The organism is Wenzhouxiangella marina (genome assembly GCF_001187785.1).
Classification (GTDB): domain Bacteria; phylum Pseudomonadota; class Gammaproteobacteria; order Xanthomonadales; family Wenzhouxiangellaceae; genus Wenzhouxiangella; species Wenzhouxiangella marina.
The window spans coordinates 1,690,464-1,716,064 of the sequence record NZ_CP012154.1; the positions used below are offsets into that span (position 1 = coordinate 1,690,464).

Genomic DNA, 25,601 nt, shown 5'->3' on the forward strand with positions numbered 1-25,601 from the left:
AGCGCCTTGATCGTGCTGGCAGCCTTGCTGCTTGCGGCCTGTGCGGGTGTCGAAACCACCGAATCCGAGCCGGCTGCGGCGCCTGCATCCACCGATCAGGCCAGCGAGCCGGTCCGCCGATCCGCTGACGACATCGACCCCGATCTGCTCTTCCACGCCCTGGCGGCCGAACGTCTGGCGGCCGAAGGCAACGACTTCGAAGCCTTCGAGCATGCCTATCAGGCAGCGCTGCTGTCCGAGAATCCCGAGACTGCCCGTCAGGCCGTGAGTCTGGCCATGCGGGTCGGTGACTGGGCAGGTGTGGTCGCCGCTGCCGAGCGTTGGCAGGCCCTGGCGCCGGAGCTCGAGGCAGCCGAGCAACTGATCGTCCTGGGCCTGATCAACCAGGGCCAGGTAGACGCGGCTTCCGGGCGCCTGGCCCGAAAGATCGGGCAGGCCGATGACCGCTCCGAGGCCTGGCGCGAGGCGACCCTGATGGTGGCTGCCGCGGAACAGGACGCCAATGCCCTGGCGGCCTTCGATGCGCTCGCCGAGCAGGCGCCAGTGGACGATTCCGGGCAAGTCATGGAGAGCCGCAGCCTGTTGCTCTGGCAGCTGGGGAATGCAGCCGAGGCCTACGCCCTGGCGTCCGAGGCGGCCGACTCGGCCCCGACGCGGCGCCGGCAGGTCTGGGCCGCCCAGTTGGCTGCGGCCAACGAGGATTATCCGGCGGCGCTGGACTGGTATCGCCAGGCCCGCGCTACGGCGCCGGAAGATCGGGAACTGGCCATGGCCGAAGCCGAGGTGCTGCGGCAGATGGATCGAATGGACGAGGCCATCGCCGCGCTGCGCTCGGTGCCGGCGGATACCCGGACCCTGTACTCCTTGGGGCTCTACCTCTACCAGGCCGAGCGCCTGGAGGAGGCAGGCGCGGCCTGGCGGGAGCTGGCGGCGGTCGAGTCCCCGGCCGAGCCGATGCAGCATGCCTTCTTTACCGGCTTTCTGGCCGAGCTGCTGGAATTCGATGACGACGCCGAGCAATGGTACGCCCGGGTGGTCGAGGGTCCGGATGCCAATCGGGCCCTGCTGCGACGTGCGACCCTGGCGGGTCGCTCGGGCGATCTGATGAGCGCGCGCAATCTGCTGCGTGCCGTGCGCCTGGCCGGGGATGCCGAGTTGGCCGAAGAATCCTGGCTGCTCGAAGCCGAACTCCTGCGCGACGCCGGTCGCCCGGATGAGTGCGTCGACGTGCTGAGCGAGGTGCTGCGAGAACAACCCAGCGGCGTCTGGCTGCTGTATTCGCGAGCCCTCTGCGCGGTCGATGCCGACAATCTGGATCTGGCCGAACAGGACCTGCGCCGGATCATCCAGATGGATGGCGAGAATGCCGCGGCCCTCAATGCGCTCGGATACACCCTGACCGACCGCACGCGCCGCCACTCGGAAGCCCTCAGTCTGATCGATCGAGCCTACGAACTCGATCCGGACGATCCGGCCATCCTCGATTCCATGGGCTGGGTCCGCTTTCGCCTGGGCAGGCCGGCCGAAGCTCTCGTCTATCTCGAGCGGGCGCATGAAATCGACCAGAACCCGGAGATCGGTGCGCACCTGGCCGAGGTGCTCTGGACCCTGGACCGCCGGGATGAGGCGCGCAGCATGCTCGACGAGCTGATCGAGGCGCATCCGGAGCATGCGGTGGTCGTCGATACCTGGCAGCGCCTGATCGGATCGGAGCCGTGAGTACCGGAATGGGCCGTGCGCCGTCGCGGCTCGCTCTGGTCCTGCTGACGATGGCACTGCTGGCGGCCTGTGCAAGCCGTGAGCAGCGTCCGGATGGCGCCTGGATGGTCGAGCGCGAGGCCTTGTTCGACCGTCACCCGGTCTGGTCGGTCAGCGGCCGAGTGGCGCTGTCCGACGGAGAACGGGGCGGTTCGCTTGCATTTCGCTGGGAGGCCGAAGCGGATCGCCATCGCATCGTGCTGCGGACCCTGGCCGGTGGCCGCCAGTGGCGTCTGGAATTCGATCCGGACGGTGCCGTGCTGGAAGGCAGTGAGGTGGGTCTGATCGAGGGTGAAGGCCCCGACCCACTCGTCGAGGCAGCGGTCGGCTGGCCGATTCCCGTGCGTGATCTGAGCTGGTGGATCCGCGGTCTCGTGCCCCCCGAAGGTACGACCCTTACCCGGTACGCCGAAGATGGCACGCTGGCCGAAGCCGTTGCACCCCCCTGGCGGCTCAGCTTTCAGCGCTATGCGCCGGGCCCCGAATCGGTGCTTCCCAGCCGCCTGCAGGCCGACAGCGCGCCCTATCGGGTGCGAATCGTGCTCAGGGATTGGCAATTCGGGGGTTCAACCGGGTCGTAAAATCGCTATAATGCGCCTCGAATCGTGGAGGGTCTCGCGCGGGGAGCGCGAACCCGAGGCAGTTCTGCTGGGACGTCGCCAAGTTGGTTAAGGCACGGGGTTTTGATCCCCGCATTCGCAGGTTCGAGTCCTGCCGTCCCAGCCATTTCCCTGCCGATCGGAATTGAGGCCACCGGCGCCCTTCGTCCGCGCCGAACCCGGGAGTTGACGTGACCCAGTCGTCCCTGATGGTGTTTTCCGGAACCGCCAACCCGGTTCTGGCCCAGTCGATCGCCGAATGTCTGGGCGTGCCCATGGGCCGCGCCAACGTCGGCCGTTTCAGTGATGGTGAAGTTGCCGTCGAGATCATGGAAAACGTTCGCGGTCGCGACGTCTACCTGATCCAGCCGACCTGTCAGCCCTCCGCCGAGAACTTCATGGAACTGGTTGTCATGGTCGATGCGCTCAAGCGTGCCTCGGCCTCGCGCGTGACTGCGGTCATCCCCTATTTCGGCTACGCCCGCCAGGATCGGCGGCCGCGCTCCTCGCGCGTGCCGATCACGGCCAAGGTGGCGGCGCGCATGATCAGCGTGGTTGGCACCGATCGTGTCGTGACCGTCGATCTGCACGCCGATCAGATCCAGGGCTTCTTCGACGTGCCCGTGGACAACGTCTACGCCTCGCCCCTGACCCTGGCCGACATCTGGAAGCACTACACCTCCGACGAGATCATCGTCGTCTCGCCCGACGTGGGCGGGGTGGTGCGGGCCCGCGCCATCGCCAAGCGTCTCGATACGGATCTGGCCATCATCGACAAACGTCGTCCGCGCGCGAACGAAGCCACGGTGATGAACCTGATCGGTGACGTCGAAGACAAGATCTGCGTGCTGGTGGATGACATGATCGACACGGCCGGCACGCTCTGTGCCGCCGCCGGCGCCCTGAAGGACAAGGGCGCGCGCCGCGTCGTGGCCTACTGCGTCCACCCGGTGCTTTCGGGCAAGGCGATCGACAACATCGAGGGCTCACGCCTCGACGAGATCGTCGTCACCGATACCATCCCCCTGAGCGAGCGGGCAGCCGCCTGTGACCGCATCCGCCAGCTCTCCGTCGCCCAGATGCTCGCCGAGACCATCCGCCGCATGTCGGAAGGTGAGTCGGTCAGTTCCCTCTACGTCGATTGATTCGGCTGCCCGGCGAGGCGGCCATTCCACTGCTTGCCCTCCGCCATCGTGTCCTGATGGCGGCGTCTGTCATTGATAGCCGATCTGTACAGCGACGACCATGCAGATGGCCGCAGCCGCCAGCAGCTTCAGGATCAGCGGGAAGATGAAGCGCAACCAGCGATCGTAGGGGATGCCGGCCAGGCCGAGGATGCCCATCAGCACCGGATTGGTCGGCACGATCATGTTCATGAAGCCATCGCCGAACTGGAAGGCCAGCACGGAGATCTGCCGGCTGATGCCGACCAGGTCGCCGATCGGGGCCATCAGCGGCATGGTCAGGTAGGCCTGGCCACTGCCGGACGACACCAGGATGTTCATCAGGCTCTGGATACCGAGCATGCCCACCGCCGAAGCTTCGCTGGGCAGGTTGATCAGGGGGCTGGCCAGGCCGTTGACGATCGTGTGGATGACCATGCCATCCTCCAGGATCAAGCCGATCGAACGCGCGAAACCGATCAGGATGGCCGTGCCGGCCAGTTCGGCCGCGCCCTTGCTGAAGGAGATCGCCAGCGTGTCCGGCGACATCCGGCTGATCAGGGCGACCACGATGGACAGTCCGATGAAGACGGCTCCGAGTTCGGTCAGGTACCAGCCATGGGCCATGATGCCGTAGACCAGCAGGGCCAGCGCGCCGAGTGAGGCGAGCAGTACCCACATGCGCTTTGCAGTCATCGGCGGCATCTCCTCTTCCTCTGGCGCCTGCGCCGATTCGATGCCATGGACCAGGCTGGCTGCGTGATCAGCGCGAACGCGCCGAGCGTAGGCCCAGACGTGGTGGATGCCGATGGCCAGGAAGAAGGGGAGGATCAACAAGCGGAACCATAAACCGGACATGGGTTCCAGTTCGGCGACTTCCTGCGCGATGATCAGCGTGAAAGGGTTCATCAAGGTAGCGCCATAACCCACGCCATAACCCACCACCATGATGCCGATGGCGGCGACCGTGTCCAGCTTCATCGCCCGGCAAAGGGCGATCAGGATGCCGGCCAGGGGGATGTATTCCTCGGCAATGCCAAGGGTGGCCGAGGCAAAGGCAAAGCAGCCGATGCCGAAAAAGATCAGCAGGGTGTAGTTCTCGCCGAAGGTCTTCAGTACGCTGCCGAGAAAGGCCTCGATCGCGCCAGTCTCGCGGATCACCGCCAGGGCGCCACCGATCAGGAGCACGAAGAAGATGATGCCCTGGGCATCGGCCATGGCGCGGGGCACGGAGGTGAACAGAGCCAGCGGCGTCAGGGTCGGGGCCTCCTCGACCACGGCGAAGGTGCCCGGGACCACGACCTCGCGGCCATGGTCATTGGTCACGGTCTCGAACTGGCCGGAGGGCAGGACCCAGGTGAGAATCAGGGCCAGACCCATCATCGCGAACATCAGGACCAGGGTGTGCGGGACCTGGAAGGACTTGGCTTCGGACACGATGCGGGGCTCCCTTGCGTGAATCACGGCGAGGCGGCCACGGAGGGCCGCCTCGCCGATCAGTATAGCTTCAGTTCGAGGCGACCTCGGCCGAAGGCTCGCCGATGTGGCGGTTGAAGAAGCTGAGCATGCGCTCGTACAACTCGACTCGGTTGTCGACGTTGTAGAAGCCGTGACCTTCTTCCTCCTTGATCAGCCACTCGTAGGACTTGCCGATCTCGTCCAGCGCATCGCGAAGGCGCTCGGCGTGGCCGACGACGACGCGAACGTCGCTGCCGCCGTGGACGATGAACAGCTCGGCCTCGATGCGATCGACGTTGTGGACGGGAGAGTAGGGTTCCAGGGCGTCCGGATCGGGCCCGACCCATGCATCGAACCAGCGCTCGCGCGCCTGACGCGAGCCGCGGCCCTGCTGGCGTGACCAGTCGTTGCCGTCACCCTCGCGGAACCAGACCAGATCGTAGACGCCCACGTACCCCACGCCGCAGGCGTAGAGCTCGGGCTCCTTCACCACGCCCATCAGGGTCGCATAGCCGCCATAGCTGCCGCCGTAGATACAGATCCGATCCGGGTCGGCGATGCCCTGTTCGATCGCCCAGCGGGTGGCGTCGGTGACGTCGTCCTGCATCTTGCCGCCCCATTCGCGGCGGCCGGCGTTCTGGAAGTCATCGCCACGGTTGCCGGAGCCACGGTAGTTGACCTGCAGGGTGGCATAGCCGTGCTGGGCAAAGTACTGGGCTTCCGGCTGATAGCCCCAGCGGTCGTAGATCCCGAACGGCCCGCCGTGCACGTTGACGATCAAGGGCAGATTCTCCCGCTGGTCGGCGGGGCGGGTCAACAGAGCATTCAGGCTCAGGCCATCACGCGCTTCGATGGTGACGGGCTCCATCGGGACCAGTGCATCCTTGGGCAGCTCCGGCAGGCGTGCGGCGAGGAAACGCGCCTGCAGGGACTCGGTGTCGAAGAGGAAGAACTCGCCGGGGTTGCGATCGCCCCAGACCCAGGCGACGGCCAGGCGGCCATCCTGCGTGAAGGAGGTCAGGGCGACGTTCTGTTCCGGGAAGGACAGCACCAGCCGCTGCAGCAGGATGGCGTCACGGTGGGTCTCGGCCAGGTCGCCGAAGAAGGTGTAGCTGCGAGGGCCGAAATCGGCCGTGACGCCAAGCACTTCACCGTCGTGTCCGGTGATGGTGCCGCTGACATTGACTCTGGCGTCACGGTGCAGCAGTTCGATCTCGTTGCTGCCGAAGTCATAGCGGAACACGCCAAGACGATCGTTGGCGGCCATGTCGTGGTTGGACAGGAAATAGGCTTGTTCGTTGTCTGCCGAGAAGCCAATGAGGTTGATGCTGACCGGCTGACGCACTGACTCGAGGCGAAGACGACGCCAGTCGTTCTCCGCGTGCTTGATGAACAGGTTGAGCTGCCGGTCATCGAAAGTGTCGCCCTGGATGACTTCGGCGGCCAGTCGGATTTCCCCGCTGTTGTCCGGAATGATGGCCACGATATCGTTGCTCATCGGTTGATCCGGCAGGTAGCGCATTTCGCCGTTGTAGATGTCGAGCAGGTTGGCCTTCGGGCTTCCGCCATCACCCCAGTGTCGACGAGCGATCAACACGTGTTCGCGATCATCGGGCAGAGTGTGCAGGATCTGGTAGCTCGAGCTCACCATCTCGAAGATCTGCTGGCGGCGGCGGCCATCGACGTCGGCGGCGTACAGGTGCGCCGGCCGGCCGAGATTGTCGAGGTTGCCGGTGACTTCGCCGACCGACATCAGTACGCGTTCGTTATTGCCCCACCAGAAGTTGAAGACGTGCTGGTTGTCTCCGAATTCGAAGGAGGCGGTGATCTGGCTGCTGTCGAGATTCAAGACGGCCAGTCTGACTTCGCTGCCTTCCTCGTAGGTAAAGGCCACGTGCTCGCCGTCAGGCGCGATCTTCATGTTGGTGACCTTGGCGCTATCGAAGAAGGCGCGGGTCGGGATGGTGTCTGCGATGAGCGAGCCCGAGAGCACGATCATCAGTCCGAGCGCAATGAGTTTGGAGCGGAGGCTCATGGTTCGGGTCCTGAATTGTGAACGAGCCCACATTGTCTCAGATTGGCGCCCGAATGTGTGGAGCATGCGGGCCCGATGGCGGACCCGCCGTTTCCGTCATCAGGCGGCCCGTTCCCTTCGACTGGCGATGCGGTCCAGTGCTGCTTCGAGGTCGGCCCAGAGATCCTCGGGTTCCTCCAGCCCGGTGGACAGACGCAACAATCCCGGAGAAATGCCGCCCTGGCGGCGGGCATCCTCATCCATGACGCGGTGCGTCAGACCGGCCGGATGCTGGATCAGGGAATCCACCGAGCCAAGGCTGACGGCGGGGGTGATCAGCTTCAGTGTGCCGAGCAGGCCGGTGGCCGACTCGTGTCCGCCATGCACTTCGAAGGCCAGTACGCTGCCTGGGCCGTCCATCTGACGGCCGATCAGGCCCATCGGATCCTGACCGCTCAGGCCGGGATAGTGGACCTGCGCCACTGCCGGATGGCGAGCCAGGCGTTCGGCCAGCTTCAGGGCCGTGGCCTGGGCCCGTTCGACCCGCAGGCGCAGGGTCGGCATGGACCGATGGAGCAGGAAGGCCGCCCAGGGATGGAGCAGGGCGCCGGTGGCGATGCGGACCTGCCGCAGGCCCCTGGCCCGGGCTTCGTTGCAGGCGATCACGCCCGCCATCACGTCGCCATGTCCGCCGAGGAATTTGGTCGCGCTATGCATCACCATCGCGGCACCCAGCTCGAGGGGGCGCTGCAGGACCGGGGTGGCGAAGGTCGAGTCGACCAGCACGGGAATCTCGCCGGCCTGCCGGACCACGGCCTCGATGTCGATGAGGGCGAGGGTGGGATTGGCCGGGGTCTCGATGATCACCAGGCCGGTGTCGGCGCGAAGCTGGTCGGCGATGCGATCCGGCGTGGTCCAACTGACCTGCTGGCCGAGCAGGCCGGAGGCGAGCAGGTGATCGCTGGTGCCGTAGACCGGGCGGACCGCGACGACGTGGCGGCGATCGGTCGGCAGGCTGAGCAGGGCGGCGGTGAGTGCGGCCATGCCGGAGCCGAAGGCCACAGCGGCTTCCGCGTTCTCGGCGCGGGCCAGGGCCTGCTCCCAACGCGCGACCGTGGGGTTGTGCAGGCGTGCATAGACCGGCTCTGCCGCCTGCGCCTGCCCTTCGCACAGGGCATCCAGGCTCGCCGTGGCGGTGTCCGGATCGCCGACCGGGTAGGTCGAGCTCAGATCGATGGGTGGTGCGTGCGCGCCGATCGAGCGGAAATCGTCACGCCCGGCGTGGACGGCGTCGGTGTGGCTGAAGCGGTATGTGCTCATCTTGCGACTCTTGCTTCGTTGGAAGGCGCTAAGATAGAACGAAATTAGGCTCGTGAAGCTCAAGCGGAAGTAAATTCGGTTATGCAGGGAAAAGCGCCCCTCGACAGTACGGATATTCGGATTCTTCGCTGTTTGCGGAAGAATGCTCGGATCTCGAACAAGGATCTTGCCCGCCAGGTCGGTCTGGCACCCTCATCCTGCCTCGAGCGGGTGCGACGCCTGCGCCTGGCGAGGGTGCTGACGGGCTACCACGCCGATGTCGATCCGAACGTCCTCGGGATCGGTCTCCAGGCGATGGTGGCCGTGCGCCTGAGCCGGCACGTGCGCAGTGATGTCGACGCCTTCGAGGCGCATCTGGCGAGACTGCCCGAGGTCGTTACCCTGTTCCACGTTGCCGGGGCCAACGACTATCTGGTCCACGTGGCGGTGCGAGACTCTTCGCATCTGCGCGATCTGGCCCTCACGGCCTTCACGGAGCGCCCCGAAGTCGATCACATCGAAACCCAATTGATCTTCCACCACCAGCGCAACCACGAGCTGCCGGTCTATCTGGACCTGGACGACGACGAGTGATGACGCAGGGGTGGGACTAGTAAGAAACGAAAAAGCCCGCCGATCGGCGGGCTTTTTCGTGGTTTCCGGTGCCTTCGGTTCAGGCCGCCTTCTGGGCCTTGCCCGGATCCCCACCGGCCATCTGGCGAAGCACGTAGTGCAGGATGCCGCCATGACGGTAGTACTCGACTTCCTTCGGCGTGTCCAGGCGCACGCGCGCCTTGAAGCTCACCGTCTCGCCGTTGGAACGGGTGGCCGTGACGTCGACCTGCCTGGCCGTGCCGTCGCCGAGACCGGTGATCGAGTAGGTCTCGGTGCCGTCCAGGCCCAGGCTGTCCGGGGTGTCGCCTTCCAGGAAGTTCAGCGGTAGCACGCCCATGCCGACCAGGTTGGAGCGGTGGATGCGCTCGAAGCTTTCGCAGATCACACCCTTGATGCCCAGCAGACGGGTGCCCTTGGCCGCCCAGTCACGCGAGGAACCGGACCCGTATTCCTTGCCGGCGATCACCACCAGCGGCGTGCCGTCGGCCTGGTACTTCATGGCCGCATCGTAGATCGGCATCACTTCGTCTTCGGGGAAGTAGGTGGTGAAGCCACCTTCCGTGCCCGGAGCGATCTGGTTGCGAATGCGCACGTTGGCGAAGGTGCCGCGCATCATCACTTCGTGGTTGCCGCGACGGGAGCCGTAGGAGTTGAAATCGGCCGGCTGCACGCCATGCGCCTGCAGGTACTGACCCGCCGGGGAATCCGGCTGGATGGAGCCGGCCGGTGAGATGTGGTCGGTGGTGACCGAGTCGGCCAGCTTGGCGAGCACGCGCGCGCCTTCGATGTCCTGCACCGGGGCCGGATCCATGGTCATGCCCTCGAAGTAGGGCGGGTTCTGGACGTAGGTGGAATCGTCGTTCCAGGCGAACATCTCGCCGGTCGGCGTGTCCATGCTCTTCCAGCGATCGTCGCCTTCGAAGACGTTGGCGTAGGACTTCTTGAACATGTCCGAAGAGACGTTCTTCTGGATGAACTCCTGGATCTCGATCGAGGACGGCCAGATGTCCTTGAGGTACACCGGATTCCCGTCCGGGTCTTCACCCAGCGGTTCGTCGACCAGGTTGGTGTCCATCCGCCCGGCGATGGCGTAGGCCACGACCAGCGGCGGCGAGGCCAGGTAGTTCATCTTGATGTCCGGGTGGATGCGGCCTTCGAAGTTGCGGTTGCCCGAGAGTACCGAGCAGACCACCAGGTCGCGCTCCTTGATGCCTTCGTGGATCGGCTCGGGCAGCGGGCCGGAGTTGCCGATGCAGGTCGTGCAGCCGTAGCCGACGGTGTAGAAGCCCAGGGCTTCCAGATCGTCGAGCAGGCCGGCCGATTCCAGGTAGTCGGTGACGACCTTCGAACCCGGGGCCAGCGAGGTCTTCACCCAGGGCTTGACCGTCAGGCCCTTCTCGCGCGCGTTGCGGGCCAGCAGGCCGGCGCCCAGCATGACCGCCGGGTTGGAGGTGTTGGTGCAGGAGGTGATCGCGGCGATCACCACGGCCCCGTCCTTGAGCAGGAAGTCCTGGTCCTTGTAGTTGACCTCGGCGCAGCCCGGCGGCAGGCGGCTGCCGACGGCCGTGCCGCCACCTTCGCCTTCCAGGCGGGACTCCTCGGCATTGTGCGCCGCGTCGCGGTCGGTGGTGAACTTGACGGCTTCGTGCCTGAAGGCCGAATCGGCTTCGCTGAGCAGGACGCGGTCCTGCGGACGCTTCGGGCCAGCCAGGCTGGGCACGATGTCGCCCAGATCGAGCTCGATGACGTCGGTGTAGACCGGGTCGGCGTCGCCGTCTTCGCGCCACATGCCCTGGGCGCGGGCGTAGGCCTCGACCAGTGCCAGACGGTCCTCGTCACGGCCGGACAGCTTCAGATAGCGGATGGTCTCGGCGTCGATCGGGAAGATCGCACAGGTCGAGCCGAATTCCGGCGACATGTTGCCGATCGTGGCGCGATCGGCCAGGGGCAGGTGGCTCAGGCCGTCGCCGAAGAACTCGACGAACTTGCCGACCACGCCCTTGTCGCGAAGGATGTCGGTGATGGTCAGCACCAGGTCGGTCGCCGTCGTGCCTTCCTTCAGCTTGCCGCTCAACTTGAAGCCGATGACCTGCGGAACCAGCATCGAGATCGGCTGGCCCAGCATCGCGGCCTCGGCCTCGATGCCGCCGACGCCCCAGCCGAGGATGCCCAGGCCGTTGATCATGGTGGTGTGGGAGTCGGTGCCGACCACCGTGTCGGGCCAGCTCAGCAGTTCGCCGTCGACTTCCTCGCCGAAGACCACGCGCGAGAGGTGTTCCAGGTTGACCTGGTGGACGATCCCCGTGTTCGGCGGCACGACCTTGAAGTTGTCGAAGGCGCCCTGGCCCCAGCGCAGGAAGGCATAGCGTTCCTTGTTGCGCTGGAATTCGATGCGATTGTTCAGGTCCAGCGCGTCGGCGCGGCCGTAGTTGTCGACCTGCACCGAGTGGTCGATGACCAGTTCGGCGGGAGAGAGCGGGTTGATGCGGCTGGCCTCACCACCCAGATTCTTCATGGCGTCGCGCATGGCGGCCAGGTCGACGATCGCCGGCACGCCGGTGAAGTCCTGCAGGACGACGCGCGCCGGGGTGAAGGAGATTTCCTGGTCGGGCGTGGCCTTCGGGTCCCAGTTGACCAGGGACTCGACGTCGCGCTCGGTGACGTTGAGACCGTCCTCGTGCCGGAGCTGGTTCTCCAGCAGGATCTTCAGCGAATACGGCAGGGTCTTGACCGCTGAATGCTTCCGGGCCAGTTTCTCCAGGCTGTAGAAGTGGTAGGTCTTGCCGTTGGCCTCGAATTGGTCAAGGCAGCCGAGCTCGTTGCGCATCGTTTGCTCCTCCGTGCAGATCGGTAGACGACGGCGCGCAGGGCTGCGCGACCGCCCGAATCAACCGCCGAAGCTTACCATGCCGTCGGTAAGGAACCGTGTTCAGAACTCCCTGCGTGCACCGATGAACAGCGCGTTTTCAGTCCGATCACGATCGAAGACCAGGCCGCTGTAATGCAGGAAGAACTGGTTGCCGCTCTGCAGCACCCAGCTCAGGCCGACATCGATCCGGCCCGTATCTCGATCCGGGTCGTTGACCTCGACCGTCGGGCCCAGAATGTCCGTTCCGGTCAGGCTGGGCTGCACGCTGTAGCCGTCCAGTCCGGCTTCGTATTGCCAGTGCACATTGATGAAGGGCAGGACGATGCTTCGCTCGAGGCTGAAGGCGCGCTGGGCGCGAAGACCGGCGGACCACTGCTCCGAGGTGAAGCTCTGATCCGGGTAGCTGAAATCGAACACGCTGCCCGATTCGCTGAAGCCATCGACCTCGATGTCGGCGTAGAGAAAGCGGGCGAAGGGCGTGATGGTCCAGCCGGAGTCGAGTAGCCAGCGGTAATTGATCGCCACGCTGGCCGACCATTCCCTCGTGTCGGTGGAGCCGCTGGCCTGTTCGCGAGTCAGGGATCCGATGCCCGACAGGTCGACGACTCGGGTCTGGTCGAAACCGCCGCGGACGGTGCCCAGGGTGCCATCGATGTAGAGCTTGTCGGCCAGATCGAGGCTGCCGAACAGCTGCACGGACCATTGGTCGGCATCGACCTGGCTGCCGTCGCTGTCGAGGTCCGAGCGGCTACGACCGTAGCCGAGGGCAAGGCCGGCGATGGCGCCGCGGTCGAAACGATAGTCGATCCCTGCCGTCACGCCCCAGCTGTCGAAGTCCAGGGCCGGCTCCTTCTCCCGATCATTGCGCTTGCCGAGCGCGATGTCACCGTTGATGAAGGCGCCCCAGCGCTCGCCGAGGAGTCGCGAACCGCCGCCGTCCGAGTCGTTGTTGCGCAGGCTCATGGGCAGAAAGCGGGTGTCGAAGTGCTGGCCGTTCACCGACAGGCTCAGGCCACTGGCACTGAAACCTCGGCTTCCGGAACGTCGTGCGGACAGGCGCTGGCTGAGGTTGCGGTTCTGGATCCTGCCGCCCAGTTCGGCCAGGCGGGCGATGCCGGTCAGGGCGTTGCCGTCGAAGGCGCGCGCCGCCTGCTGCTGACGTTCGCCGCTCGTGGCCCGCTCGCGGATCGTCTCGCAGACCTCGAACAGGCGGGTGCCTTCCTGGGCGCGCCGGCAGGCGCGGTTCAGGGCCGTGCCCGCGTCGATCAGGCGGCGCAGCTGGCGGCCAGTGAAGTCCTCCGGCACGACCACGTTGCCGCGGAAATTGACCTGGGCGAGGGCCCGCCGACGGCTGGCCTGGCCGAGGCTCTGGTCGACGACGAAGGTGATCTGCTCGCCGATCAGTCGCCAGCGGCTGGACAGGGCCTGATCGCCGTCCATGCGGTACTGGATGGTGAGGCTGCGACTGGCACCGGGCTCCAGCGGCAGAGTGAGCTGGGTCGCGCTGGGCGAGACCGAGATGCCGGGCCCGAAGCCGGGCAGGCCCACTTCCGAGTCATGGAAGTACTCGAAGCTCGCCGAGCCGCTGCCGCAGGTGTCGGTGATGGTCAGCTGGAGGAGAATCTGGCCCTCGCGCTGGCCGTCCAGGTCGAGGTTCAGCAGCTCGGGACTGGCTGTCTCGCTGAAGCTGAAGGCCAGGTCCGGCTGGCCCTCGCAGTCGAGTTCGGCGGCCGGTCCGATGCCGGAGCTGATCTGGACTCGCCCGTCGAGGCTGACCCAGCCGTGATGAACCCGCGTGCCCGATGGTCCTTCGAGATTCCCCGCCGCCAGGGAAGGGCTGTCGAGGAAGAGCAGGCCAAGGAAGAGAAGCCAGTTCATCCAATGAAGACGGGTTCGCATCAGTCGCTCTCCGGCTCGTGCAGGGTGGACACGCTCGGCGCGTTGCTGGCCGAGGCCTCGATCATCAGCCCGGCCTCGCTGCCCGGATCGAGACCGAGGATCAGGCCGCGCAGCTCGTCCGGATCGATTCCATCGAGCCGACAGCGGCGGTTTTCGCTGCCGCCGACGCACTCCCAGCCGAGCGCCGGGCGCTCGTCACAGCGCACGGCATTGCCGTCGCTGATGCGGCAATCCTGGGCGAGGGTGACGACGGAAAGAAGCTCCGAGTCGCCGGTCGAGCTCAGGCGAAGATCGATTTCGGCCGCGGGATGCTCGCCGATGTTGCGCACATCGATGCGGAGAAAACGCTGCGGACCCACCCGGAGTTCCAGTTCCTCGGTGGCGATCTCCAGTTCCGTGAGATCGGCCGTGATGATCAGCTCGAAGCTACTGCGCGAAATCCCGCCGTCGCTGCCGCGCGCTTCCACGACCACACGCGTGGTTCCAGGCTGGCTCAGCGCCGTATCGATTTCAATCAACCAGCGGTCGCCCAGATCGACGAGGTTGATGGCCTCGTCGGGCAGGATGTCCTGATCCAGTGAGTAGACCCGCAGGTCGGTGATGTCCACGCCTGGATCGATCGGTTCGGCCTGCACCTCGAACTGGATTCGTCGTCCTGGCGGGACGGCTTGATCGGGAAGTGGCTCTCCGCCGTTGATGAGCGGGCCTTCGCCGGCTTCGACGTTCAGGACAGCGGTCGCCGTGGAGCTCAGTCCGGCACTGTTGCTCAGGCGCAGGCCCAGGCGGAATTCGCCCGCTGCAGCGTCATCTGGAACCGCGACACGAAGGACTCGGGACGTGGTCGTGCCCAGCACCTGTATGGCCGTGTCAGGAAGGCTCTGGGGATCTGCGGATCGTGCCTCCAGCTGTAGCGAGGCGGGCGGGTCGAAGGGATCGGTCACGGTGAGGCTCCATTCAACGACATCGCCGGGTCGGCCGCTTCGGGCCGGGATGGCCTGGCCGAAGTTGATCTGCGGTGCCGGCCGGGGCTGAATCCGGACGGGGAAGGTCTCGGTGCTGCTCAGACCCTGCGAGTTGCTGACCTGCAGTGTCACGGCGACGTCGCCGCTCTGGCCATTCACTGTCAGGATCTGCAGCAGGCGCTGCTCGTCCAGGCCGCTGAGCAGGAGCGCGTCATTCGGCAGGATGGCCGGGTTCCCCGACTGCACGTTGACGGTGAGCGCCGCTGCGGGCTCGAAGGGGTCGCTGATCGTGAAGGGCAGGTCGATGCGCTGGCCGGCCACAGCGCTCTGGGGCGCGATGCCGGCGCCGTTGTTGATCAGTGGTCCCGCACCCGCCGGCACCTGGACGTCGAGCAGAAAGGACGCGCTCGTGGTCTGGTTCAGCGGGTTCGTCACTTCCAGGGTGATCGTGGCCTGACCGCTGCTGCCGGGCAGGGTCGGAATGCTCATGCTGCGGTTCGGGCCCGTCCCGGTCAGCACGATCGAGGTGGGCGAGACCAGGGTCGGGTCCGACGAGCTCACGTTGATGCTCAGCAGGTCGGGATCGAACAGCAGGTCGTCCAATGTGAAGGGCAGGGTCACGGTCCCGCCGGCGCTGACCTGCTGGTCGGGCAGGCCCAGTCCGCCATTGATCTCCGGGATCGAGTTGTTCAGGACATTGACTTGAAACGTTGCCTCGCTGAACAGGCCCTGCAGATTGAATACGCGTACCGTGATCGGTGTGCTGCCGTCCGGGTTGCCGGTCAGCGTCTCGATGCTGAGGGTCCGCAGGGCATCGGTGCCGCCGAGCGTCAGGGAATTGGGGTTGATCAGAGTGGATCCCGTATCGACGTCGACTTCCAGGGTCAGGTCGGCGGGCGGGTCGACGGGGTCGGACACTTCGAACTCGAGTTGCAGCGGCGCGCCGGCGAGGACGAACTGATCGGCGATGCCCGCGCCGAGGTTGATCAGCGGGCCCGTACCGGTCAGGCCATCCAGACGGTAGCGCAGACGAGCCAGACCGGTCGCCGGATCGCGTTGCTCGATCAGCTGGCTGCTTTCCGAGAGCCTTAGCATACGTCCGCCTCGGGCATCGTACTGTCGGTGGCTGGCCGGAACCGGGGCGCTCATTCGGCCTGAAGCCTGCAGGGGGCCGTTACGGGCTTCGCGAGTGTCCTGCGATGACCGGTAGCTGGCCTGCGGACCGACGCTCGGCGAGCGGATCATCAGGGTTTCCTTGCCGCCGGGCAGCGTGGCGAGGGCCAGGGTCGAGCCCTCGATGGTGATCAGCTGCTGGCCCATCTCGTGCTGGCCCTCGGCGGGCATCAGGCGATGGTTGCCCTCCAGCCCGAGGGCGTCGAGGTGCGGCGCGGTTCGATCGCGCGATCCCGACAGGCGGTAGATCGAGCCTCTCGCGTCGAAACCACTGAAGACCTCGGCACCCGGTGCGCCGACCAGCAGATCCAGACGGTGGTCTTCGGAGTCGGCTTCGTGCTGGCCATGGACGTGGGGCTTGATGACGCCGAGCGAGGTGCCGAAGCGATCGCCCGGCCACTCGCCGTCGAGCGCATGGGATTCGATCCCGGAGCGTGTGGCCAGCGAGATGACCCGGGGCCATTGCTCGGTCGGGCCGTAGAGGACAAGGACGCGGCCGCGCTGCTGGCCGGCATCGGGCAGGCCGATGATCAGGTCTGCATGTCCATCCTGATCCAGGTCGGCTTCCAGGGCCGTCCAGCTGGAGTCGCCGAGCTCGGTCGCGTCGACGAGCAGCTCGATGTCGGGCGAGTTCGGCTCGGCCGCGGCGGCCAGCAGGAAACCGAGGCCGAACAGGGCGGCAGCCACCTTGCTCGGCAGGTTGGGGTTCAAGGTCGGAAAGCCAGCGCTGGAATTCATGGGGTCGATCTCCTTAGCTGCGCGTGCAGGCGGTCACGCGTCTTCAATCGCCGGAGTCGGCGAAGTCCCTGGGCACGAAGAAGAAGCTGCCCGCTCCGTGCCCCGCCGGCCGGATCGGTCGCAGCTCCGGGCGCTGGGCAAAGGGCAGTTGCTGACTGATCTGTTCGGCCCGTTGACTCACGGCGCTGAACAGATCCTGCTCGCGCATCAGCTGCTCGTTGGACTCGAGCACATCGATCAGGGCGCGGGCAAAGACCGAATGCTCGCCACTGCCGACATCGAGCACCGGGTGCAGGCCGCCGGAGGACAGGACGTAGCGAGCGGGCCGGGCCAGACCGAGTTCGACCAGGGCGTCGCTGAGCGGCGCATCCAGCCCGGTCAGAAGGGAGGCAGGGTCCGTCGACATCGCGCCGCCGTAGCAGGAGTCGGCAACCACCAGGATGCTGCGCGCGTCGATCAGGGCCAGGTGATCGTTGATCGCCGAATTGGGCACCCAGTAGGTCGTTCGGTCGGTTTCGGCATTCACGGGAAGCCAGTAGCCGCGGCGCCGTTCGGCATCGTCGGCCCGCAGCAGCTGGCCGTGGCCGGCAAAGTAGATCAGGACATTGTCCTCGGGCGAGCTTCGCTCGCGCAGGTCATTGATCGCGCTGAGTATTTCTCGTGTCGAGGCATCCAGAAGCAGCGTCGTGTCGAAGCCATAGCGCTGGTTGAGGATTTCGGCCAGTCGGCGGGCGTCGTTGTGGGGTGACTGCAACTGGTCCCAGTGCTCGTAGCGTTCCAGGCCCACGATCAGGGCGTAGTAGCGACCGAAGGAAAAGCGTCCGCGACTGAGTTCCGGCGGTACGGGCTCGATCGCTTCGGGGCTCGGCAGCTCGGCCTGGCTGCCGCGGATCTGTGCGAGCTGGCGGCTGCGATCGTCGACGCGTTCCGAGGCTTCGACCAGCAGCCGCTCCAGCGTGGCGATGGTTTCACTGGCACCGGCCGCCTGCTCGGCCTGTGCGGTCAGCTCCTCGCGCAGGCGTTCGACCTGGCCTCGGAGCACGTCCTGTTCCTGCCGGGCCTGGGTGAGTTCCCCTTCCAGAGCCCGGGCCTGCTCGTCCAGACGCTGGCGGGCGACGGCGGCGAACATCAGATCGTTTTCCTCCAGGCCCGAGGCGCGCCGATACCAGTTCAAGGCCGCGACGGGGTCCTGCTCGACGCCAAGGCCCTGCTCGTGGAAGTAGGCCAGGCTCATCATCGCCCGCGAATGGCCCTGGTCGGCGGCAAGGCGATACCAGCGAGCGGCTTCGGCGTAGTCCGGCTCGGTGCCCAGGCCCTTTTCGTGGATCTCGCCGACCATGTACTGGGCTTCCGCATCGCCTTCGTCGGCCCGACCCTGCCAGACGCGCAGTGCGGAGCGGTAGTCGGCACGGCTGTAGGCCGTGTACTCACCGCCGCGGATGCGGCAGTCCACGGCGGTGGTGCGGATCGGGATGCGCGGGGACAGATAGGTCATCCGGCCCATCTGCCGGACTTCGCCGGGCAGAAGGCAGTCGACGACGAACAGATCGTCGATGGCTTCGAAGCCCTCCATCTCGCGGGATTCGGGTGATTGCGCCATCACGGCGGCGGTCAGACCCAGTGACAGTAGGACTGCCGCGTGCCGAGCTGGATTTGCTGGTGTTCCCATGCGGACCCTCCGATCGCTCCCCGTTCGACGGGTGCGAAGCCTCTGAAACACTCCCTGCGACCCGATTGTTGACGAGTCAGGGATCGAATGCAAATCTGCGACGAGGGTCTCAGTCCGATAGCGCGTCCTGGAGGCGATCACGCAGCTCGGCGGGCAGGGTCTCGTACTCCAGCAGGCTGCGCAGGGTCGTTCGCCGGCCCTCCGGGCTCAGACGACCCTCGCTGACGGCGCGATCGAGTTGAGCGAGGGCCTGCTCGACGGCCTGTTCGATCCCGCTCGTGGCCTCCCGATTTCCGGGGTGGGCTTCGAGGGCCATGTCGTAGAGCTGCAGGGCGGTATTCAGATCCCCCTGGGCGAGGAACAGCGCCGCATCGTCCAGGTTGCGGCGAATGCTGGCCTGCAGGTCGGCGGGCAGCGCCTCGAAGGGAATTTCCGGTCCGGGCTCGGGCTGGAAAAAGGCCAGATAGACGCCGACGGAAACCAGGGTCAGGGCCGTGATGATCCATGCCGTCACCCGCGTGGGTGAGGGGAAGAATCGCTTGAAAAAGGCGCGTGCGTCCTTCGGTCTGTCCGCCGCCTTCAGCGCCATGGCCGAGCGCAGGGTCCGCCACTCTCGTCCTTTCAGGCCGCCGGGTCGGCTGGGCTGGAGTTTCTGTTTGAGGGCCTCCAGGCCCGAATGCCAGTCGTAGGGGTGCTTTCCGCTGGCCATCTGCGCGACCACGCAGCCGAGCGCATAGACATCGTCGGCCGGGCTGGGTGGCTTGCGCTGCAGCACTTCCGGGCTCGCGTAGGCCGGTGTACAGCCGGCGACGGCTTCTTCGACGAAGTCGCGCCGCTCGCTCTGCCAGGCTCGGGCGATGCCGAAGTCGAGAATCTTGACCCGTCCATCTTCGAGCAGAAAGACATTCTCGGGCTTGAGGTCCGAGTGCACGATCCCGCGTTCGTGCGCGTAGGCCAGGCCCTGGCAGAGTTCACGGGTGATGCGGCGAAGCTCGGGGATCGGAATCGGCCCTTCTTCGAGGCGCCGTTCCAGGCCCTGGCCCCGCATGAACTCCATGGTCATGAAGATCACGCCGTCGGCGCGGTCGAAATCGAACACGGTGACGATGTTGGGATGCGCGAGCTGTTGCGCACGCCGGGCTTCGCGCTGCAGCGCCATGAAGGTGATGTCGGCATCCACGATGCCGGGCTTCAGGACCTTCAGGGCGATGGTCGTGTCGCGATCGTGGGCCTCTTCCTTGAGCAGGTCGGTGGCCTTGTAGACCGTGCCCATACCCCCGCGACCCAGCACGCCGAGGATGCGGAAACGATCGCGCAGTACGCTGCCGACCTTCAGCTGGTCCTCCTCGCCGGGCACGTCGGTGCCAGCGGCAGGATCCGGCCGGGTCGGTGCGTTCTCCGGTGCCATCGCCTCGGTGGCCGCCGGATCGCGACCGAGCGGCTCGGTGGCCATGAACTCGGTGGCCCGATCCGGTGAGGATTCGGGTTTCAGGACTTCGGTGGCCGCAGGTTGGTCGGGTTTGTCTTTGCTCATGCGGCCGGTCCCTTCGCTGCCCCTCAGCTGGCCAGCAGCTCGCGACCCTGTTCGAGCATTCGCCGGCGCTGGAAGAGCAGGCGCCATTGGCGACCACCGACCTGGTGCCAGAGGATCGCCGAGCGGATGCCGGCCAGGAGCAGGGCGCGGATCAGCGCGATCTTTTCGCCCTGTTTGAGGTATTCAGGCTTGCCGCTGATGGTCAGTCGAAAGTCCATGCTCGAGATGTGGTGCGAATAGGCGTCGCCGAGCTGGCTGATCACGCTGGGATCGAAGTCATCCCCGCGCTTGGACCAGGCCGGTTCGATCAGATCGATTTCGCGGCTCAGTGCCTCCAGGCGCTGCTTGTCCTGGCGCAGCTTGCCTGCCAGTTTGACCAGGCCGAGGGTGTAGTTCAGGCTCTGCATCGACTCGCGCTGATTGCGGGCGCCGAACAGTTCGACCAGAACCCTGAGGCCCATGCGGACGCCACCGCGACCACCGTAGACCGCTTCGGTCGACTCCGGCGAGAACTGGAAGATGCTCGACAGGCTGGCGCTGGCGGCCTGCTGGCTGCAGGTGCCCGAGGTGGCCAGCTGTCGTACCAGTTCACTGGCCTGGAGCATGCCGGCAAAGGCGAGGGTGGAATCCTTGTTCATCCGTGGTCTTCGTGCTCGAGCGCTAGGTTTCGATCCAGTCCGGGCGCCATGCGTCACTGCTTTCGATCACGCCGCCGCCCAGGCATTCATCACCGTCGTAGAGTACCACCGACTGTCCGGGGGTGACCGCGCGCTGCGGCGCATCGAAGCGCAGGCTCAGCCTGTCCTCGCTCGTCGTGACGACGGTGGCCGCCTGATCGGCCTGACGGTAGCGCACCTTGGCGCCGACGCGCTGGCCCGGCGCCGGCGGCGTGCCGCGGATCCAGTTCATCGACTGCGCCTCCAGCTGCCTGGACATGAGCATCGGATGCTGGCTGTCCTGAACCGCGATCAGGCGGTTGTTGACCAGGTCCTTGTGGGCGACGTACCAGGGCGATTCCGGGTAGTCCTTCAGGCCACCGATGTCCAGGCCGCGGCGCTGGCCGAGGGTGTAGTGCATCAGGCCACGATGGCGGCCGATGGGCTTGCCCTCGTCGCTGAGGATCTCGCCGGCTTCGGCGCGCAGGAAGCGGTCGATGAAGGCATCGAAATTGCGCTCGCCGATGAAGCAGATACCGGTCGAGTCCTTCTTGGTCGCCACCGGCAGCCGGGCCTCGCTGGCCAGGCGTCGAACTTCGGACTTCTCGAGCTCGCCGAGGGGAAAACGGGCCAGCTTCAGCTGCTCCTGGGTCAGGGCGTGCAGGAAATAGCTCTGATCCTTTCCGGGGTCCAGGCCCTTGAGCAGGGACACGCTGCCATCGGCATTGTCGCGTCGCCGCGCGTAGTGGCCCGTGGCGATGGAGGTCGCGCCGAGGTCGGCCGCGTGCTCGACGAAAGCCTTGAACTTGATCTCGCGGTTGCAGAGGATGTCCGGGTTCGGGGTTCGACCGGCACGGAGCTCGGCCAGGAAATGTTCGAACACCCCCTCCCAGTACTCGGTGGAGAAATTGCGCCCGTGGAAGGGGATGCCGAGCAGTTCGGCGACCTGCCGGGCGTCGGCGGCGTCCTCTTCTGCGGTGCAGCCGGTCTCGGCATCGTCCTCTTCCCAGTTCTTCATGAACATGCCGGCCAGTTCATGGCCCTGCTGCTTCAACAACCAGGCCGTGACCGACGAATCCACGCCCCCGGACAGGGCCACCATGATCAATTCACTCATGCAAGGCCATCTGGGGGCGGTCGGTGGATTTTTCATCCCGATTCAGGCCGAACAGCTCCGGGCTCATCAGATCGATAAAGCGCTCGGCCTGGGGCGACAGGTAGGCACCGCGGCGGATGACCACGCCGTAGGAGCGGCGAGGAAAGTAGTCGCTCATGTCGCGCACGACCAGCCGGTCGCGATCGGCGTCGGTGATGCAGATGCTGGTCACGATCGACAGGCCCATGCCCAGGGCCACGTACTTCTTGATGACTTCCCAGCCGCCGACTTCCAGCGTCACCCGGAAGGGCAGGCCGTGCTTCTGGAAGACCATGTCGACCATCTGGTAGGTGGTCAGGCGCTGCGGCGGCAGGATCAGGCCATGCGGTGAAATGTCGGCCAGGCTCAGCTGGCGTTTGCGCGCCAGCGGGTGATCCGGGTGCATGATCAGCACGGGGTTGAAATGGTAGATGGGCTGGTAGTCGATGTCCTTGGGGACGTCGAGCATGGAACCGACGGCGAAATCGACCTCGTCGGAACGGATCATGCCCAGGCCATCGGCGCCGGTGACGTTGTGCAGGTGGACGAAGATGCCCGGGTGCTTGTGCCGGAAGCGCATCAGCAGGGCCGGCAGCAGGTGCATGATCGTCGATTCGCCCGCCGCGATGCGGATTTCGCCGGTGTCGAGCGATCCGTAGCGGCGAGCGAAGTCGTCGGGCAGGGCGTCGAGGCGGTCGACCAGGGGCCGCGCCATGTCGAGCAGGGCCTTGCCCGCCGGCGTCAGGCGCATGCTCGGCCCGTGGCGCTCGAACAGCGGCCGGCCGAGCTCGTCTTCCAGGGCGCGGATCTGCTGGCTGATCGACGGCTGACTGAGGAACAGTCGATCGGCGGCGGCCGACACGCTCCCCGTGCGTGCCGTTTGAATGAATGCTCGCAAGTGCTTGAGCAGGTTGCCCTTGTACATGGCCAGTCTTGCTGTATTGGAATATCCGATATTAAACATCAAAAGGTTTAATTTGCCAAATACTGACAGGGGTCGGTAGGCTTCGCCCCAACATACGCAGCCGCACGGAACCGACATGCAGCAACCGTCCCAGCAACACCCCGGTGACAGCCTCGCGACCACGCCTTGCCGTCCGGAGTTCAAGGCGCCGATTCCCGAACAGGCCCGTGCCCTGTTCCCGACCGCGCTACTCAATCTGCTCGGCGAACTTGGCCAGCGCTATGGCGACCGGCGCGCGCAGTTGCTTGCCGAGCGTCAGGCCCGTCAGCTGGAATGGAATGCGGGCGCCTCGCCGGGTTTCGATCCGGATACTCGCTCCATTCGCGAGGGCAGCTGGAAAGTGGCTCGAATTCCCGAGGATCTGCGCGACCGGCGGGTGGAAATCACCGGTCCCGTCGATCGCAAGATGATCATCAACGCGCTCAATTCAGGCGCCCGGGTGTTCATGGCCGATTTCGAGGATTCCTCGACGCCCACCTGGTCCAACATGATCGATGGCCAGGTCAACCTGTACGATGCAGTCCGGCGGACCATCGAGTTCACCGCCGACAACGGCAAGCATTACGCTCTGGGGCCGAATCCGGCCACCCTGATCGTCCGCCCGCGCGGCTGGCATCTCGACGAAAAGCACGTGGAAGTCGATGGTCGGCCGATACCGGGTGGCATCTTCGACGCCGCCGTCTACGTGTTCAACAACGCCAACAGTCTGATGGCGCAGGGCAGTGGACCCTACCTCTATCTGCCCAAGCTCGAGCACTGGCGCGAAGCCGAGCTCTGGGAGTCGGTGCTGACCGACATCGAGAAGGCCCTGCAGCTCCAGCCCGGGACCATCAAGGTCACGGTGCTGATCGAGACCCTGCCCGCGGTCTTCCAGATGGATGAGATCCTGTACGCGCTGCGCAGCCGGATCGTCGGGCTGAACTGCGGACGCTGGGATTATATCTTCAGCTATATCAAGTGCTTCCAGGCGCATCCTGACAAGGTGCTTCCGGATCGCGCGCAGGTCACCATGACGGTCCCGTTCCTGCGCGCCTACTCGCAGCTGCTGATCCGCACCTGCCACCATCGTGGCGCCTTCGCCATGGGTGGCATGGCCGCCCAGATTCCGATCCGGGACGACGCCGAGGCCAATGCCCAGGCGCTGGATCGGGTCCGGGCCGACAAGGAGCGCGAAGCCGGCGACGGCCACGACGGCACATGGGTTGCCCATCCGGGCCTGATCGGCCTGGCCATGGAGATCTTCGATCGTCACATCGAGGGTCGGAACCAGCTCGATCGACTGCGCGAGGACGTCGAGGTCGGGGCCGCTGAACTGACGGCACCCTGTCAGGGCACGATCACCGAGGCCGGCCTGCGCGGCAACCTGGAAGTCGCCATTCGCTACATGGCGGCCTGGTTGAGTGGCCAGGGCTGCGTACCGATCCACAACCTGATGGAAGACGCGGCCACGGCCGAGATCGCTCGCGCCCAGGTCTGGCAATGGATCCGTCACCCGGCCGGCAAGCTGGAGGATGGCCGCGACATCGATGAAGCCCTGGTCGCCGGCTTCCAGGCCGAGACGCTGGCCAGCATCCGCGAAGAGCTCGGGGACGCGGTCTTCCAGGCCGGTGCCTACGAGCAAGCAAACCAACTGCTCGCCGAAGTGACGGCCGACGATCACTTCGTCGAATTCCTGACCCTGCCGGCCTATCGAATGATCGATTGACCGGGCCACCCACCCGACACACGTTTGTAAAGAACCCAAACCTGGAGCAAGAGCAATGAACGCCAACCGCATCATCGAACTGCAGAAACAATGGCTCGAGGATCCGCGCTGGAAGGGCGTGGAGCGCCCCTATGACGCTGCCGAGGTGATGCGCCTGCGCGGCAGTGTCACGATCGAACACACCCTGGCCCGGATGGGCGCCGAGAAGCTGTGGAAGATGATTCACGAGGAAGACTACGTGAACGCACTGGGGGCCCTGACCGGCAACCAGGCCATGCAGCAGGTGCGGGCCGGCCTCAAGGCGATCTACCTGTCCGGTTGGCAGGTCGCGGCCGACGCCAACCTGGCCGGCCAGATGTACCCGGACCAGTCGCTCTACCCGGCCGATTCCGTGCCCGCCGTGGTGCGCCGGATCAACAACACCTTCATCCGTGCCGATCAGATCCAGAGCTCGGAAGGCGAGGGCGATATCGACTGGTTCGCGCCGATCGTGGCCGATGCCGAGGCCGGTTTCGGTGGCGTGCTCAACGCCCACGAGCTGATGAAGGACATGATCGCGGCCGGTGCGGCCGGCGTGCACTTCGAGGACCAGCTGGCTTCGGCCAAGAAATGCGGGCACATGGGCGGCAAGGTGCTGGTCCCGACCCAGGAAGCCGTGCAGAAGCTGGTCGCCGCCCGACTGGCCGCCGACATCTGCAACGTGCCGACCCTGATCGTCGCGCGCACCGACGCCATGGGTGCCAATCTGCTGACCTCGGACATCGATGAGCGCGACCAGCCCTTCGTGACCGGTGAGCGCACCTCGGAAGGCTTCTACCGCATCAAGGCCGGTCTGGACTCGGCGATCGCCCGCGGCCTGGCCTATGCACCGTATGCCGATCTGGTCTGGTGCGAGACTTCCACGCCGAGCCTGGAGCAGGCCAAGGCCTTCAGCGAAGCCATCCGTGCGGAGTATCCCGACAAGCTGCTGGCCTACAACTGCTCGCCGAGCTTCAACTGGAAGAAGAACCTGTCGGATCAGGACATCGCCCGCTTCCAGCGCGAGCTGGGTGCGATGGGCTACAAGTTCCAGTTCATCACCCTGGCGGGCTTCCACGCCCTCAACCATTCCATGTTCCAGCTCGCGCGCGGCTACAAGGCCCGTCAGATGTCGGCCTACGTGGAGCTGCAGGAGGCCGAGTTCGCGGCCGAGTCGCAGGGCTATACCGCCACGCGTCATCAGCGCGAGGTCGGGACCGGCTACTTCGATCAGCTGACCCAGGCGATCAGCTCCGGTCAGAGCTCCCTGAGCGCCCTGAGTGGTTCGACCGAAGAGGAACAGTTCGACGCGGCCTGAGGCCGCAGGCTCATCCTTGAAATGCAGGGACGGGTGCCGCAGTATCATGGTCATT

The 25,601-nt window shown here is 65.8% G+C and carries 17 protein-coding genes and 1 tRNA gene; 7 read left to right on the top strand and 11 right to left on the bottom strand.

The annotated features are described in order from the left end of the window. The first annotated feature begins 12 nt into the window (after positions 1–12). The 4 genes from WM2015_RS07080 (at position 13) to WM2015_RS07095 (ending at position 3,502) form a co-directional block, all read left to right on the top strand. Positions 13–1,719 carry a tetratricopeptide repeat protein gene (locus WM2015_RS07080; RefSeq protein ID WP_245609832.1) on the top strand — a complete coding sequence of 569 codons (1,707 nt, stop codon included), beginning with the start codon at positions 13–15 and terminating at the stop codon, positions 1,717–1,719. Continuing rightward, positions 1,716–2,339 carry an outer membrane lipoprotein LolB gene (locus WM2015_RS07085; RefSeq protein WP_156200967.1) on the top strand — a complete coding sequence of 208 codons (624 nt, stop codon included), beginning with the start codon at positions 1,716–1,718 and terminating at the stop codon, positions 2,337–2,339. Before WM2015_RS07080 ends, WM2015_RS07085 begins: the two co-directional genes overlap by 4 nt. Before the next feature lie 68 nt (positions 2,340–2,407). After that, positions 2,408–2,484 (top strand) — tRNA-Gln (locus WM2015_RS07090). 82 nt (positions 2,485–2,566) lie between these two features. Further along, positions 2,567–3,502, top strand: coding sequence for a ribose-phosphate diphosphokinase (locus WM2015_RS07095; RefSeq protein ID WP_049727004.1), 936 nt, complete (start codon positions 2,567–2,569; stop codon positions 3,500–3,502). A 69-nt stretch (positions 3,503–3,571) separates the two neighbouring features. On the opposite strand, the gene WM2015_RS07100 is transcribed toward WM2015_RS07095, so the two are convergent. From WM2015_RS07100 to WM2015_RS07110, 3 genes are all read right to left on the bottom strand, one after another. Further along, positions 3,572–4,957 carry a YfcC family protein gene (locus WM2015_RS07100; RefSeq protein WP_245609818.1) on the bottom strand — a complete coding sequence of 462 codons (1,386 nt, stop codon included), beginning with the start codon at positions 4,955–4,957 and terminating at the stop codon, positions 3,572–3,574. A gap of 70 nt (positions 4,958–5,027) precedes the next feature. Beyond that, positions 5,028–7,013 carry an alpha/beta hydrolase family protein gene (locus tag WM2015_RS07105; protein WP_049725392.1) on the bottom strand — a complete coding sequence of 662 codons (1,986 nt, stop codon included), beginning with the start codon at positions 7,011–7,013 and terminating at the stop codon, positions 5,028–5,030. 99 nt (positions 7,014–7,112) lie between these two features. Continuing rightward, complete coding sequence (locus WM2015_RS07110) at positions 7,113–8,312, bottom strand: trans-sulfuration enzyme family protein (RefSeq protein WP_049725393.1); 1,200 nt, start codon at positions 8,310–8,312, stop codon at positions 7,113–7,115. 81 nt (positions 8,313–8,393) lie between these two features. Here WM2015_RS07110 and WM2015_RS07115 point away from each other — a divergent pair, with 81 nt between their 5' ends. After that, positions 8,394–8,885, top strand: coding sequence for an Lrp/AsnC family transcriptional regulator (locus WM2015_RS07115; RefSeq protein ID WP_049725394.1), 492 nt, complete (start codon positions 8,394–8,396; stop codon positions 8,883–8,885). Positions 8,886–8,964: 79 nt separating this feature from the next. On the opposite strand, the gene acnA is transcribed toward WM2015_RS07115, so the two are convergent. The 8 genes from acnA to WM2015_RS07155 all read right to left on the bottom strand — a co-directional run bounded on the left by acnA (position 8,965) and on the right by WM2015_RS07155 (position 22,466). Then, complete coding sequence (gene acnA / locus WM2015_RS07120) at positions 8,965–11,733, bottom strand: aconitate hydratase AcnA (RefSeq protein ID WP_049725395.1); 2,769 nt, start codon at positions 11,731–11,733, stop codon at positions 8,965–8,967. Between the two features lie 102 nt (positions 11,734–11,835). Beyond that, the gene (locus WM2015_RS07125) at positions 11,836–13,674 is read right to left on the bottom strand and encodes an autotransporter outer membrane beta-barrel domain-containing protein (RefSeq protein ID WP_156200970.1); all 1,839 of its coding nucleotides are present in this window, start codon (positions 13,672–13,674) and stop codon (positions 11,836–11,838) included. Further along, complete coding sequence (locus WM2015_RS07130; RefSeq protein WP_049725397.1) at positions 13,674–16,547, bottom strand: COG1470 family protein; 2,874 nt, start codon at positions 16,545–16,547, stop codon at positions 13,674–13,676. The genes WM2015_RS07125 and WM2015_RS07130 overlap by 1 nt, the downstream gene beginning before the upstream one ends. Before the next feature lie 43 nt (positions 16,548–16,590). Next, positions 16,591–18,216 carry a caspase family protein gene (locus WM2015_RS07135; RefSeq protein ID WP_082169539.1) on the bottom strand — a complete coding sequence of 542 codons (1,626 nt, stop codon included), beginning with the start codon at positions 18,214–18,216 and terminating at the stop codon, positions 16,591–16,593. A gap of 109 nt (positions 18,217–18,325) precedes the next feature. Then, on the bottom strand, positions 18,326–19,750 hold the full coding sequence (locus WM2015_RS07140; protein ID WP_049725399.1) for a serine/threonine-protein kinase: 1,425 nt from the start codon (positions 19,748–19,750) through the stop codon (positions 18,326–18,328). 23 nt (positions 19,751–19,773) lie between these two features. After that, positions 19,774–20,388: a high frequency lysogenization protein HflD gene (hflD, locus tag WM2015_RS07145; protein ID WP_049725400.1), complete on the bottom strand. Its 615-nt coding sequence runs from the start codon at positions 20,386–20,388 to the stop codon at positions 19,774–19,776. A 22-nt stretch (positions 20,389–20,410) separates the two neighbouring features. Next, positions 20,411–21,523: a tRNA 2-thiouridine(34) synthase MnmA gene (gene mnmA, locus WM2015_RS07150; RefSeq protein ID WP_156200972.1), complete on the bottom strand. Its 1,113-nt coding sequence runs from the start codon at positions 21,521–21,523 to the stop codon at positions 20,411–20,413. Then, a complete protein-coding gene (locus WM2015_RS07155) occupies positions 21,516–22,466 on the bottom strand; it encodes a LysR family transcriptional regulator (protein ID WP_211260973.1) in 951 nt (316 codons plus the stop codon). Before WM2015_RS07155 ends, mnmA begins: the two co-directional genes overlap by 8 nt. A 115-nt stretch (positions 22,467–22,581) precedes the next feature. On the opposite strand from WM2015_RS07155, the gene aceB reads away from it, so the two are divergent. Together aceB and aceA are read left to right on the top strand one after the other, a co-directional pair. After that, on the top strand, positions 22,582–24,210 hold the full coding sequence (aceB, locus tag WM2015_RS07160) for a malate synthase A (protein ID WP_082169541.1): 1,629 nt from the start codon (positions 22,582–22,584) through the stop codon (positions 24,208–24,210). A gap of 55 nt (positions 24,211–24,265) precedes the next feature. Continuing rightward, on the top strand, positions 24,266–25,546 hold the full coding sequence (gene aceA / locus WM2015_RS07165; RefSeq protein ID WP_049725403.1) for an isocitrate lyase: 1,281 nt from the start codon (positions 24,266–24,268) through the stop codon (positions 25,544–25,546). Positions 25,547–25,601: the final 55 nt, after the last annotated feature.